Origin of the sequence: Streptomyces californicus, assembly GCF_000717645.1 — a bacterium.
Classification (GTDB): Bacteria; Actinomycetota; Actinomycetes; order Streptomycetales; family Streptomycetaceae; genus Streptomyces; species Streptomyces californicus.
The window spans coordinates 56,484-69,859 of sequence record NZ_JNZZ01000030.1 but is presented as its reverse complement, the minus strand read 5'-3'; the positions used below and the strand labels follow the sequence as shown (position 1 = coordinate 69,859).

General features: G+C 75.0%; 9 protein-coding genes and 1 pseudogene. 8 read left to right on the top strand and 2 right to left on the bottom strand.

From position 1 onward, the window contains the following. The first annotated feature begins 119 nt into the window (after positions 1-119). From IF19_RS0129945 to IF19_RS0129930, 4 genes are all read left to right on the top strand, one after another. Positions 120-3,449 carry an adenylate/guanylate cyclase domain-containing protein gene (locus IF19_RS0129945; RefSeq protein ID WP_030277515.1) on the top strand — a complete coding sequence of 1,110 codons (3,330 nt, stop codon included), beginning with the start codon at positions 120-122 and terminating at the stop codon, positions 3,447-3,449. A 212-nt stretch (positions 3,450-3,661) separates the two neighbouring features. After that, positions 3,662-4,507, top strand: coding sequence for a S8 family peptidase (locus IF19_RS0129940; RefSeq protein WP_050493934.1), 846 nt, complete (start codon positions 3,662-3,664; stop codon positions 4,505-4,507). Beyond that, complete coding sequence (locus IF19_RS0129935) at positions 4,491-5,117, top strand: GAF domain-containing protein (RefSeq protein ID WP_030113051.1); 627 nt, start codon at positions 4,491-4,493, stop codon at positions 5,115-5,117. Before IF19_RS0129940 ends, IF19_RS0129935 begins: the two co-directional genes overlap by 17 nt. 157 nt (positions 5,118-5,274) lie before the next feature. Beyond that, positions 5,275-6,063 (top strand): sugar phosphate isomerase/epimerase family protein, encoded by a 789-nt coding sequence (locus tag IF19_RS0129930; protein WP_030113052.1) that lies wholly within the window; start codon positions 5,275-5,277, stop codon positions 6,061-6,063. Positions 6,064-6,184: 121 nt separating this feature from the next. Here IF19_RS0129930 and IF19_RS1000000136595 read toward each other — a convergent pair. Continuing rightward, a pseudogene (locus IF19_RS1000000136595) lies at positions 6,185-7,102 on the bottom strand (EamA family transporter); the annotation flags it as partial. A gap of 124 nt (positions 7,103-7,226) precedes the next feature. On the opposite strand from IF19_RS1000000136595, the gene IF19_RS0129920 reads away from it, so the two are divergent. The 3 genes from IF19_RS0129920 to IF19_RS0129910 all read left to right on the top strand — a co-directional run bounded on the left by IF19_RS0129920 (position 7,227) and on the right by IF19_RS0129910 (position 10,944). Beyond that, positions 7,227-8,135 carry a LysR family transcriptional regulator gene (locus tag IF19_RS0129920; protein WP_030113054.1) on the top strand — a complete coding sequence of 303 codons (909 nt, stop codon included), beginning with the start codon at positions 7,227-7,229 and terminating at the stop codon, positions 8,133-8,135. 163 nt (positions 8,136-8,298) lie between these two features. After that, a complete protein-coding gene (locus IF19_RS0129915) occupies positions 8,299-10,134 on the top strand; it encodes a glycoside hydrolase family 3 protein (RefSeq protein ID WP_030193458.1) in 1,836 nt (611 codons plus the stop codon). A 126-nt stretch (positions 10,135-10,260) separates the two neighbouring features. Then, positions 10,261-10,944 carry a hypothetical protein gene (locus IF19_RS0129910; protein ID WP_032748287.1) on the top strand — a complete coding sequence of 228 codons (684 nt, stop codon included), beginning with the start codon at positions 10,261-10,263 and terminating at the stop codon, positions 10,942-10,944. A gap of 135 nt (positions 10,945-11,079) precedes the next feature. On the opposite strand, the gene IF19_RS0129905 is transcribed toward IF19_RS0129910, so the two are convergent. Further along, positions 11,080-11,727: a TetR/AcrR family transcriptional regulator gene (locus tag IF19_RS0129905; RefSeq protein WP_030193455.1), complete on the bottom strand. Its 648-nt coding sequence runs from the start codon at positions 11,725-11,727 to the stop codon at positions 11,080-11,082. A 157-nt stretch (positions 11,728-11,884) separates the two neighbouring features. Between IF19_RS0129905 and IF19_RS0129900 the strand changes: the two genes are divergently transcribed. After that, positions 11,885-13,357: an MFS transporter gene (locus tag IF19_RS0129900; RefSeq protein ID WP_030193453.1), complete on the top strand. Its 1,473-nt coding sequence runs from the start codon at positions 11,885-11,887 to the stop codon at positions 13,355-13,357. The last annotated feature ends 19 nt before the right edge of the window (positions 13,358-13,376 follow it).

Sequence of the window (13,376 nt, the reverse complement as noted above, 5' to 3'; positions counted from 1 at the left end):
CCCCCTCCGCGCCCCCGCCGCCACGCCCTCCCCGCACCGCTCCACGCCCGGCCGCGACCCGCGCGACCCGCGCCCCGCCAACCCCCGACCGCACGGCCTACGGGAGAGAAGGACCCGCCATGAACTGCCTCTCGTGCCAGCAGGATCTGCCGCCCACGGCCCGGTTCTGCTCGTCCTGCGGGACACCGTGCGCAGCCGCCGGAACCGCCGCGACCGCCGCCCCGGTCCCCGCCCCCGCCGCGCCCCCGCCGGCGGACGAACGCAAGCCCGTGACCGTGCTCTTCTGCGATCTGGTGGGCTCCACCGCCCTGTCCGGCGTGCTCGACCCGGAGACCCTGCGGGCCGTGACGCTGCGGTACTTCGAGGCGATGAGCGCGGAGATCACGGCGCGCGGCGGCACGCCGGAGAAGTTCATCGGGGACGCGGTGATGGCCGTGTTCGGCGTTCCGGTGGTCCGGGACGACGACGCCCGGCGGGCGCTGGCGGCGGCGCTCGGGATGCGGCGCGCCCTGGCCCGGCTGAACGAGGAGCTGAACGCCACGCTGGGCATCGAGCTGGCCACCCGGATCGGGATCAACACCGGTCAGGTGGTGGCGGGTTCGGACCGGACCGCCCGGCAGGCCCTGGTCTCCGGGGAGACCGTCAACATCGCCGCCCGGCTGGAGCAGAACGCGGGCCGGGGGGAGATCCTGATCGGCCCGCAGACGTTGCTCGCCGCCGGTCCCACGGTGAGCGCCGAGCCCACCGGGCCGCTGCGGCTGAAGGGCAAGCGGGACAGCGTGGAGGCGTACCGGCTGCTCGCCGTCGGCGCGGACGACCCCGAGCTGCTGCGCCGCTTCGACGTGCCGTTCGTCGGGCGCGCGGGCGAGCGGCGGGCCCTGGACGCCGCACTGGAGGAGGCCGTGCGCGGGGGCGCGGCCGAGCTGCTGCGGGTCACCGGCGAGGCGGGCATCGGCAAGACCCGGCTCGTACGGGAGTGGCTGGCACAGCGGTCGGCGTCCGGAGCGCTGGTGTACGGGGCGGGGCGGTGCCGCAGCTACGGGGACCACGGCACCCTCGCCCCGCTGGCCGACGCGGTGCGGTCGCTGATGACCGCGACCGGCGTCGGCGCCGCCGACGAGGGCGGTCCGGGGGCCGGGACAGAGGCCGGGCGACCGGCGGCCGAGGGACTGGCCGTGGACGACGCGATGACCCTGCTCTCCGAGGGCTTGCTGCGCGACGGTACGCCGAACGCGCCGTTCGAGGACATGTGCGCGGCCCTGACCTCGGTCCTGGAACGGGCGGCCCGCCGCCGCCCGGTCGTGCTGGTGCTGGACGACTGGCACGCGGCGGCCCCGCTGCTGGTCCGCACCGTGCGCCGGCTGACGGACGGTGCGGGGTGCCCCGGTGTCCTGGTGCTCTGCGCGGGACGGCCGGACGGCCCCGAGGAGAGCGGCCGGGCCTCCGGGGACGAGGGGCTCCCGCCGGGCGCGGGGCGGCTCCAGCTCACCGGCCTCTCGCACGAGGAGGCGGCCCGGCTCGCCGCCGCCCTGGTCGGCCCGGACGGCGGCCCGGACCCGGCGGACGCCGCCCACCGAACCCGCTCCGCACCTCAACTCACGTACGAGGGAGGCCTTCTGGCGCGGGCCGGGGGCAACCCGCTCTATCTGGAGCAGCTCCTGGTCGGCGACCGTACGGAGCGGGCCGGAGGAACCGGCGACGAGGAGCTGCCGCCCACGCTCCAGGCACTCCTGGGCGCGCGGATCGGGGCGCTGGCCCGGACCGAGCGCGAGGTGGTGGATCTGGCGGCGGTGATCGGTCGGGAGTTCACCGCGCGGGAGCTGGCCCGGCTGGAGCAGTCCGTACGGACCGGTGAGCACCGTACGGGCGGCGCGGGAGAGGCGACCGCCGGATCCACCGGCACGGGCCCCGCCCCACAGCGTTCGTTCGAGACGGCGTTGGAGCTGCTGGGCAGCCGCCGCCTGGTGGAGTCGGGCCCGCTCGGAAGCGGGGTGGACGAGGCGGCCTACCGGTTCAGCAGCGGACTGGTGCACGAGGTCGCCTACGCCTCGCTCTCCAAGCGGTCCAAGGCCGAACGCCACGCGTGGGCCGCCGAGTTGCCGAGCGTGCTGCGCGGCGGCGACGGCGCGGTCGGCGGCCATCTGGAGCGCGCCTACCGCTACCGGGCCGAGCTGGGGCTGCTGGACGACCGGGCGCGACGGCTGCGCGAGCGGGCCGCCGCCGCGCTGGGCCGGGCCGGGGCGCAGGCCGCCGCCCGGTCCGACCTGCACTGGGCGCACGGCCTGCTGGAGCGGGCGGTGGACCTGTGCCCCGGCGAACCGGAGGCGACACGGCGGCTGGGCGAGGTACGGGTGGCGCTCGGCCGGATCGCCGAGGGGGCCGAACTGCTGCGGTCCGTACGGGACCTGGGGGCCGACGAGGTGGAGGCGGCGCACGCCCGGCTGGCGCTCTCGGTGCTCGACCCGGGCGGCCCCGGGCCGGGCCCCGCCGCGGTGGCCCGCACCGTCCTCCCGGTGTTCGAGGCGGCCGGGGACTCGGTGGGCCGGGCCCGGGCCCACTTGCGGCTCGCCCAGCAGTTCCAGCGGTCCGGCCGGCACGAGGAGGCGGAGCGGGACCAGGCGCGGGCCCTGGAGCACGCGGTGCTGGCCGGGGCGGAACCGGAACGGGCCGGGGCGCTCGGCGCGATCGGCATCTCCCTGTGGCGCGGGCCCGTCCCGGTGCCAGCGGCGGTGATCCGCTGCCGGACCCTGCTGGCGGCGCACGGCGCGGGTCGGCCCACGGTCCGGGTCACGCTCAACTGCCCGCTGGCGGTGCTGTACGCGCTCCAGGGCCGGACGGAGGACGCGTACGGCTGCCTGGCCGAGGCGGAACGGCTGGCCGGGAAGCTGGGGTTCGCCGAGGCGGAGGTGTTCCTGCCGGTGTTCCGGGCGACGGTGGCGGCGCTGAGCGGCCACAGCGCCGCCGCGCTGGAGCTGCTCGACCGGGCGGACGCGGCGGCCCGCCGCACCGGAGCCGCCGGGATGCGGACGGCGGTGGCCCTGGACGCGGCCCGGCTGGAGCTGGACGAGGGCCGGCCCGGCCGGGCGGCGGCCCGGCTGGCCGGCGTCGGGGACACCTCGGGGCTGAGCCGCGCCGACGCGGTGGACCTGGCGGGGATGAGGGCCCGGCTGGCGGCGCCGGACCGGCCCGGCGAGGCGGCCGGCCTCGCGGAGCAGACGGTCCGGGCCTCGCTGCTCACCGATTCGCCGCTGGTGCAGGCGGCGGCCGAGCTGGACCGGGCGCACACGCTCGCCGCGCTGGGCCGGCTGCCGGAGGCCGAGGCGTCGGCGCGGGCCGCCGAGGCGCACTACACGGGCAAGGGCCATCTGCCGGGGGCGCACCGGGCCGCCGGGTTCCTCGCGGACCCGGCCCGGCCGCCGGTCACGACGAGGAGAGGAGCCGGTCGATGACTACCACGGAACCGGAACGGGCACGGACGGGGCCGGGCCGCCCCCGGACGGACCCCGCCGAAACCCGTACAACCGGAAGCGGAACCCGTACAACCGGGGGCGGGACCCGTACAGCTGAGGGCACGACCCGTACAACCGCGAGCGGGGCCCGTACAGCCGAGAGCGCGGCCCCTCCCGCCCCGGCCGCGTCCCGCACCGCCCCCGGGCAGGGGCTGACCTGGAGTCTGCGCGGGCGCGGGCCGGACGACGTGCCGGTGCTGGCGGACGCCGGGCCTCCGCTCGGCCGTCCGGTCGGGTCCGCCACCGGGCGCGGCGTCCGCGTCTGCGTCGTGGACTCGGGCGTGGAGCGGGACCATCCGCTGGTCGGCCCGCTGGCCGGTTCGTGGGTGGTCGTCAAGGACGGGGAGAGCGGCGCGATCACCGTCGAGCCGACCACCACCGGCGACACCTGCGGCCACGGGACGGCGTGCGCGGGGATCGTCCGGCGGACCGCCCCGGAGTGCGAGATCCACAGCGTGCGGGTGCTCGGCGAACGGTTCTCCGGCACCGGCGACATCCTGATGGCCGGGCTGCGCTGGGCGGTGGAGCAGCGCTTCGACGTCGTCAACCTCAGCCTGTCCACGACCCGCACCCGGTTCGCGCAGGAGCTGCACAACCTGGCCGACAGCGCCTACTTCGCCCGTACGGTGATCGTCGCCTCCGCCCACAACACCCCGGTGGAGAGCTTCCCGTGGCGGTTCGCCTCGGTGATCTCGGTGGGCAGCCACCAGGAGGACGACCCCGAACTGCACCTCTACAACCCGGACCCCCCGGTGGAGTTCTTCGGGCCGGGCCAGAACGTGTCCGTGCCCTGGCTCGGCGGCCGGACCATCCGCACCACGGGGAACAGCTTCGCCACGCCGTACGTCGCCGGGCTGTGCGCCCGCGTCCTGTCCGCGCACCCGCGGATGACGGCCTTCCAGCTCAAGAACGCCCTCTATCTGTCCGCGGCCAATGTGCGCCACGTGCCGCGTCCTACCACTGCGGCAGGAGATATCCGTGATGACTCCGAGAACTGATTCCGCCCTGTCCTCCTCCCTCTCCCCCACCGCCGCCCCGGTCGCGGACGCCTCTCGGGGCGAGCTGCTCCAGTCGGTGGTCGACGTGGCCCGCGCCATCTTCGGGGCCGAGGCCAGCTCGGTCTTCCTGCTCGACGAGGAGGCGGACGAGCTGGTCTTCCAGGCGGTCTCCGGGCAGGGCGAGGAGTTCCTCGTGGGCCGCCGCTTCCCGGCGGGGCGGGGGATCGCCGGCTGGGTCGCGACCTCCGGCGAGCCGATGGTGGTGGACGACCTGAGCGACGACCCGTCCTTCGACCGCTCGCTGGCGGAGTCGACCGCGTACGTTCCGAACTCGCTGATGGCCGCCCCGCTCATCAGCGACGCCCGCGTGCTGGGCGTCCTGGAGGTGCTTGACCCCTCCCCGCAGGCCCGGTCGGGGGTGCGCGAGCTGGATCTGCTCGCGATGTTCGCCCGGCAGGCTGCCGCCGCGCTCCGCGTGATCACCCCCGAGCGGGTGCGGGAGGCCGAGGAGCACGCCGTGTTCGGCGGGCCGGCCCTGGAGGGGGCGCGGCGCGAGGACGCGCTGCGGCTGCTCGGTAGCCTGGAGCGGCTGCTGCGCGGCGTCGGCTGAGGCGGGCCGCGCCGTACGCGCGCCGTACGCTCCCCGGCGAGGGCGTCCCGGGTTCCGTTCGGCGCTTCCGGGCGGGGCCGGACCGGTGCCCGTACGGGAGTAGCCACGGGCCCGCCGGGCAGGAGCGGGGCGTCGGCACGAAGGAAGGACACGCACGATGAAGCTCGCTTTCTCCACGCTCGGGGTGCCGGGGGTTCCGGTCGCCGAGGTCGTCCGGCTCGCCGCCGGGAACGGCTACCAGGGGGTGGAGTTGCGCGTCCACCCCGAGGAGCCCGTCCACCTGGGGCTCTCCTCGCTGGAGCGGGCCGACGTGGTGGAGGCGTTCAAGGCCGCCGGGGTGGAGATCGTGGCCCTGGCCGGGTATGTCCGGGTGGCCGCCGAGGGGGAGGACGAGCCGGTCCTCGCGGAGCTGTCCGAGCTGCTGAAGCTCGCCCGGGACCTGGGCGCCTCGTACGTCCGGGTCTTCCCCGGCGGCGGTGAACAGGACCAGGACGCCGCCGACGCGACGGCGGCCAGGCGGCTCGGGGCGGCGGCTCCGGCCGCCGCCGACCTGGGCGTGAGCATCCTGCTGGAGACCCATGACTCGCACCGCGCGGGCGTCGACGCGGCCCGGGTCGTCGCCACGGTGGGGCACCCCCGGGTCGGCGCGATCTGGGACGTCCTGCACACCTGGCTCGCCGGTGAGGAGCCCGTGGCCAGCCACGCGGTGCTCGCCCCGCACCTGGGCTACGTCCAGGTGAAGGACGTGGCGTCGGCGGACGACCTCACTCCGCTGCCGCTGGGCTCCGGGGTGCTGCCGCTGGACCGGTGCGTGGACCGGCTGGATCCGCAGACGTGGGTGTGCTGGGAGTACGAGAAGCGCTGGCACCCGGACGCGACGGAGCTGCCGGGCCTGCTGGGCGCGGGCCGGGAGCACCTGCTGCGGATCGGCGCCCCGAAGCAGTAGTGGGAGCGGAAGCGGGACCGCTGACGGCCGCGCCGGCCTTCGGACGTACGAGGACGGGCGCGGCGGCCTGCGTATGCACGGCGGCGGGCGCATCGACGGCGGGCGCGGCGACCTCCGTACGCGCGGCGGCGGGCGCGGCGGCCTCCGTATCCACGGGAGCGGGCGCGGCGGTCGTCCTCCGGGCCCGTCCGCCGACGCCCGAGGTCAGCGCCACCCCGCCCACCAGCAGGGCCGCCGCGCACCACCGCAGCGAGCTCACGCCCTCGCCGAGCACCAGCGCGGCCGACGACATCCCGAAGACGGGGACGAGCAGGGTGAAGGGCGCCACGGACGAGGCCGGGTAACGGCGGAGCAGGAAGCCCCAGGCGCCGAAGCCGAAGACCGTGCTGATCCACGCGACGTACAGGATGATCCCCGCCCCGCTCCAGTCGAGTGCGGCGAGCGCAGCCATGCCCTGGTCCGGGCCCTCGAAGAGGAGGGACAGGGCGAGCAGCGGCAGCACCGGCACGGCCGAGACCCAGACCATGAAGGTCAGCGCGTCCGCCGGTGCGGCCCGGCGGGTCAGCACGTTGGACACGCCCCAGCAGGCGGCCGCCCCGACGACCAGCACGAACGCGAGGACCGGGCCGCCCGCCCCCTCGTCCACGGCGGCCACCCCGATGCCCGCGAGCGCGACGGCCATGCCCGCCAGCCGGACCCGGCCGGGACGTTCGGAGAGGGCGAGGGCGGCGAACAGGGCGGTGAAGACGGCCTGGGCCTGGAGGACCAGCGAGGAGAGCCCGGCGGGCATCCCCTGGTCCATGCCGATGAACAGCAGCCCGAACTTGCCGACCCCCAGGACCAGTCCGACGCCCACGACCCACTTCCAGGCCACCGACGGACGGCCGAGGAGGAAGATCGCGGGCACGGCGGCGGCCAGGAAGCGGAGGGCCGAGAAGAGGAGCGGCGGGAAGTAGCCGAGCCCGAGCTCGATCACGACGAAGTTCACACCCCAGAGCGCCGCGACGAGCACGGCCAGGGCGATATGGCGTGGACGCATGCGGTGAGCATTCAGCAGGATGACCGTGCAGCACCAGCGCGGACTTCTTCATGGTGGGATTCAGCACCGCTGAACGATGCGGCGAGGAAACGGCGGGTCGGCCGCCGCGAGGAGTGAGGTCACCGTGCTCGATCTGTCCCGGCTGCGCGCCCTGCACGCGGTCTCCGTCCACGGTTCCGTCGCGGGCGCGGCGACCGCCCTCGGCTACACCCCGTCCGCCGTCTCCCAGCAGATCACCAAGTTGGAGCGGGAGACCCGGACCACCCTGCTGGAGCGGCGCGGGCGCGGGGTGTCGCTGACCGAGGAGGCGCTGCACCTGGTGGGCGCGGCGCAGCGGCTGCTGGCCATCATGGAGCAGACCGAGACGGAGCTGGAGGAGCGCCGGGGGCTGCCGACGGGCCGGCTGACGATCGCCGCGTTCGCCTCCGCCGCGCGCGGGCTGCTGCCGGGGGTGCTGGCCGGGCTGAGCCGTGAACACCCGGCGCTGGACGTGCGGTTGGACGAGGTGGACCCGCATCTGTCGGTGGACCTGGCCGCGAAGGGGGTCGTCGATCTGGCGGTGGCGCACGACTGGGACATCGCCCCGCTGCCCGCGCCGGAAGGGTTGGCGCAGGCGGTGATCGGGCTCGACCGGTGCGACCTGCTGGTCCCCGAGGGGCACGCGCTGGCCGGGCGGGACGGGGTGCGGCGCGAGGAGCTGGCGCGGGAGCGGTGGATCTGCCAGCCGCCGGGGACGGTGTGCCACGACTGGCTCGTACGGACGCTGCGCACGGCGGGGTGCGAGCCCGACATCCGCCACCGGGCGGAGGAGCACCACACCCAACTGGCGCTGGTGGCAGCAGGGTTGGGCATCGCGATGATGCCCCGGCTGGGTCGGGGGCCACTCCCGGCGGGGGTGGCGGCCATCCGGCTGGACCCGGTGCCGGAGCGGCGGCTGTACGCACTGTGGCGTACGGAGGCGGCCCGTCGGCCGGCGATCACGGCGGCGGTGGACGCGCTGCGGGCCCACGGCGCGGCGGCGGGCCTGGCGTAGCCTGCGGACGAATCCGGCGCATCCGGTACATCCGGTACATCCGGTACACGGACTCTTTCGGCCGCGTGCGACCCCCGCGTCGGCCCGCCCTCTTGACCGGTAGTTACTTTCCGGATAAGCGTACTTCCTTGGAAGTTTCTTTCACCCCCGGGAAGGAGCTCACGTGCCCCACCGCACCTCAAGACGCACCCTCCTCACCGCCACGGCGGCCACCGCCGCGGCCGCGGCCACCGGCGGCTTCGCCGCCACCCCCGCCCTCGCCTCCGCTCACACGACGAACGCCTCCACCGACAGCCGGCTCCGGCGGATCATCGCCGGCATGAGCCTTGAGGAGAAGGTCGGCCAGCTGTTCGTGATGCGGGTCTACGGGCACTCCGCCACCGAGCCCGACCAGGTCGACATCGACGAGAACCTCAAGGAGATCGGGGTCCGCACCGCCGCCGAACTGATCGCGAAGTACCACGTCGGCGGCATCATCTACTTCACCTGGGCGCGCAACACCCGTGACCCGCACCAGATCGCGGACCTCTCCAACGGCCTCCAGCACGCCGCACTCGCCGAGCGCTCCCGGGTGCCGCTGATCGTCTCCACCGACCAGGAGCACGGCATCGTCTGCAGGCTCGGCGCACCCGCCACCCTGCTGCCGGGCGCGATGGCCCTGGGCGCGGGCGCCTCGCGTTCCGACACCCGCCGGGCGGCCTGGATCGCGGGCGCGGAACTGGCCGCGGTCGGCATCAACCAGAACTACGCGCCGGACGCCGACGTCAACGTCAATCCGGCCAACCCGGTCATCGGCGTGCGGTCCTTCGGCTCCGACCCCGACGCGGTGGCCGACCTGGTCGCGGCGCAGGTGAAGGGCTACCAGGGCGCGGGCATCGCGGCGACCGCCAAGCACTTCCCCGGCCACGGCGACACCAACGTCGACAGCCACACCGGGCTCCCGGTCATCAACCACACCCGCGCGCAGTGGGAGGAGCTGGACGCCCCGCCGTTCCGCGCGGCGGTCCGGGCCCGGATCGACTCGATCATGACCGCGCACATCGTGGTCCCGGCCCTCGACCCGTCCGGGGACCCGGCCACGCTCTCCCGGCCGATCCTCACCGGCATCCTCCGCGAGGAGCTGGGCTACGACGGGGTGGTGGTCACCGACTCGCTCGCCATGCAGGGGGTGCGCACGAAGTACGGCGACGACCGGGTGCCGGTCCTCGCGCTGCGGGCGGGCGCGGACCAGCTCCTCAACCCGCCGAACCTCTCCGTCGCCTGGAACGCGGTGCTGAAGGCGGTGCGCGACGGCGAGCTCACCGAGGCGCGGATCGACGAGTCGATCCTGCGCATCCTGCGGCTCAAGAGCGGACTGGGCCTGTTCCGGGACCCGTTCGTCACCCACGGAGGCGTCGACCGCACGGTCGGCAGCCGCGCCCACCTGGCCGCCGCCGACCGGATCGCCGAGCGCACGACGACCCTGCTCGACAACCCGGGCTCGCTGCTGCCGCTCTCCCGCCGCACCCACCGTTCCCTGCTGGTGGTGGGGGCCGATCCGGCGTCCCCCTCGGGCACGACGGGCCCGCCGACCACCGTCCTGGCCAAGGCTTTCGGAGAACTGGGCTTCAGCGCCCAGGCGTTGTCCACCGGTACGGCCCCGAAGCAGGCGAAGATCGACGAGGCGGTGGCCGCCGCCCGGGGCCGGGACGCGGTGATCGTGGCGACGTACAACGTCACGGCGACGAGTTCGCAGCGCACCCTGGTGACCGCGCTCGTGGCGACCGGCGTCCCGGTGATCACGGTCGCGATCCGCAACCCGTACGACGTCGCGCACCTCACCGGCGCCGGCGTCGCGGCGAGCCTCGCCGCGTACTCCTGGATCGACGTCGAACTGCGCGCCGCCGCCCGGGTGATCGCGGGCCGTGCCGAGCCGGAGGGCACCCTCCCGGTTCCGGTGCAGCGCGCGGACGATCCGACGCAGGTGCTGTATCCGGTGGGCCACGGACTGTCGTACTAGCCCTACGGCGACCGTACGGCCCCGGCACCCCACCGGTTGCGCGAAGCATCCCGGGCACCTGGCGTGGCCCCGCCCCGGCGGGCCACGCCAGGTGTACGTCTTGAAGGACGTATCGGGGGTCACTGCATGGACGATCACGTTTCCCCGGGGCCCCGGCGCCCGCCGCCCCGGAGCCTCCCGCGAGCCCATCCACGGGCCCGCCCGCGCGCCCTCCTGCTGCCGCTGCTGGTGACGCTGGCCGCCCTGCTGCTGTCGGGCTGCCAGGGGCCGGACCCTACGACTGCCGACGACCGGGGGCGGCCCTCCCCCGGACGGGCCGAGCCCACCCCGTACGGCGTGGTGTTCCTCGGGCCCGGCGACTGCAGCTCGCGCGGACCGGAGATCCGGGAGGTGTTCTGCCGCAGCGAGAAGGCCGTGGCGACCGTGCTCGCCCGGCATCTCGGCACCGCCGCCACGGGGCCGGTCTGCCCGGCCGCCACCGACTTCGTGCTGCACGTGTCCGAGACGGGGGCCGGGGCCCGTTCCCGGCTCACCACCGGATACGCCTGCATGCGCAATCTGAGGCCGCCGCATCCGGGCGATCCGGGACAGGGCGGCGGCCCGCTCACCGTGGTCGGCGACTGCGTCACGGCGGCCGGAGACGGCGAGGTGACGGAGACCGCCTGCGCGGACGCGGGCGGACGCGCCCCGCGCTACCGGGTGGAGTCGGCGGTGGGACGGCGGGCGCAGTGCCCGGACGACACCGAGCTGTACGTCTCCCTGCGCGGCGCGAAACCGGTGGGATGCGCGCGCCGCTCCTCCGGCTGGTAGCGGCGCGCGGCCGGGCGGGACCGGCACGGAACGCCCGTGGCCCGGCTACGTACGCGGACCGAGGGCCCGTGCGGAGGGCCCGAGGCCCTGCGGCGTACGCGTCCCCGGCGGCGTACGCGCGCCCGGGCGGACCGTTCAGGCGCCGGCCTGGAGGCGGATTCCCGCCAGGGTCAGGTCCAGCGCGGCGCGGAACTGGTCGATGTCGTCGTGGCCGTCGAACTCGTCGACGATCTCATGCACGAAGGGGTACGCGTCGCGGTCCAGCTCCCGCCAGGTGGCGGTGAAGCGGCTCAAGAACTCGTCGCGGCCGACGGCGCCGTCGAGCACCTCGGCGGGCGGCTCCTGCCCGAGGTCGACCGCCGAGCCGACGACGACGGTCGAGATCGCCGAGACGGCGTGGAACCGCTGGCGGGCGGTGAGCTTCAGCCGCAGGGTCGGCTGCCCGAGCTTCTCGTAGAGGCGCAGGCAGTTGCCCTGGACGTCGGTGTTGCGCATGAAGTAGTTCCCGAGCCACGGCCGCACGAGGATCGCGTCGAACAGGGCCAGCGAGATCGCCCGGAGGTCGTCGATCGGGTCGTCGCCCGGCTCGATCGCGTCGATGTCGGCGAGGACGCCGCCGATCACGTGGTCGGTGGCGCGGTCGAGCAGTTCGTCCTTGCTCGCGACGTACCAGTAGATGCTGGCCACCCCGCCGCCGAGGCGCTGGGCGAGCGCCCGGAACGTCAGCGCCGAGGGACCGGCCTCATCCAGCAGCACCACCGCTTCGGTGAGCACCGACTCCATCGAGTGCGAGGCGCGGCGGCGGCCCCCGGCGGCGCGGTCCTGGTGGCGCGGCATGCCCTTCCGCCCTTCGTTTGCATCTCTATCGAACGCCGTTCTATCGTACCCCATGGAACACCGTTCGATAATCGAGCGGCGTTCGATGGAAAGGAGCGCCGCCATGACGACCGCGATGCTGAAACCCCCCGCTTCCCGTACATATCCCTCCCTGCGCGCCGCGTGGATCCCGATGGCCGCGCTCTGCCTGGCCTTCTTCGTGGAGATGGTCGACAACACCCTTCTGTCGATCGCGCTGCCCACCATCGGGCGCGACCTCGGCGGCGGGACCACCGCCCTCCAGTGGGTCACCGGCGCGTACTCGCTGACCTTCGGCGGTCTGCTGCTCACCGCCGGCTCCCTGGCCGACCGGCTCGGCCGCCGCCGCGTCCTGCTCGTCGGGCTGGCCGTGTTCGGCGCGCTGAGCCTGTGCGCCGTGTGGGTGACGACCACGGGTGAGCTGATCACTCTGCGCGCCCTGCTCGGCATCGCCGCTGCGGCGATGGCCCCGATCACGAACTCCCTGGTCTTCCGCCTCTTCGACGACAAGGCGCTGCGCATGCGCGCCATGACGGTGATGATCGTCGTCGGCATGTCCGGCTTCATCCTCGGACCGCTGATCGGCGGCACCGCCCTGGCCCATGTGCGCTGGGAGTGGCTGCTGGTCGTCAACGCGCCGATCGCCGTCATCGCCTGGATCGGGGTCCGCCTCGGCGTCCCCGCCGACCGGCCGGAGGACCTCACCCGCGACCGGCTCGACGTGCCGGGCGCGGCGCTCAGCGTCGCCACCATCGGACTCGGCTGCTACGCGCTGACCAGCGGCGTCGAGAACGGCTGGCTCTCCGTCCCCACCATCGGCTCGGTGGCGGGCGCGGTCGTCGCCGCGATCGCCTTCGTCCTCCACGAGCGCCGCAGCCCGGCCCCCATGCTGGACCTCCGCCTGTTCTCCGACGGCACGGTCCGCGGGGCCGCCGTGGCGCAGATCGGCACGTCCATCGCGATGGCCGGCGTGATGTTCGGGCTCATCCTCCACTTCCAGTACGCGTACGGCTGGAGCCCCGTCCGGGCCGGCCTCGCCAACCTGCCGCTCATCGTGACCATGCTGCTCGCCACCCCCCTGTCCGAGGGGCTGGCCCGCCGCTACGGCCACCGCGTCGCCTGCCTGGTGGGCGCGGGCTGCCTGGCCGCGGCGCTGGCGGGACTGTCCTGGGGCGTCGAGCACGGCTACCTGGCCATCGCGCTCTGCATGGTGCTCATGACGATCGGCCTGCGGACCGTCATGACGATCTGCGCGGTCGCCCTCGTCGACGCGATGCCGGCCAACCGCACCTCGATGGGGACCGCGCTCAACGACACCGCCCAGGAGGTCGGCACCAGCGTCGGCACCGCCGCCGTCGGCACGCTGATCGCCGCCCTGGTCACCACCCACCTCCCGGCCGGCGTGTGGAGCGACGGCCTGGTGGCCTCGTTCTTCCACGGCGAGCGGATCGCCTACGCCGTGCTAGCCGTCGCCGTGGGCCTGATCGCCACGATCGGCGCGCTGAGCCTCACGAACTCCCGCACCGTGGAGGAGCCGGCGCCCGCCGAGGCCGCCTGACGGGGCCGCAGGAGACCGG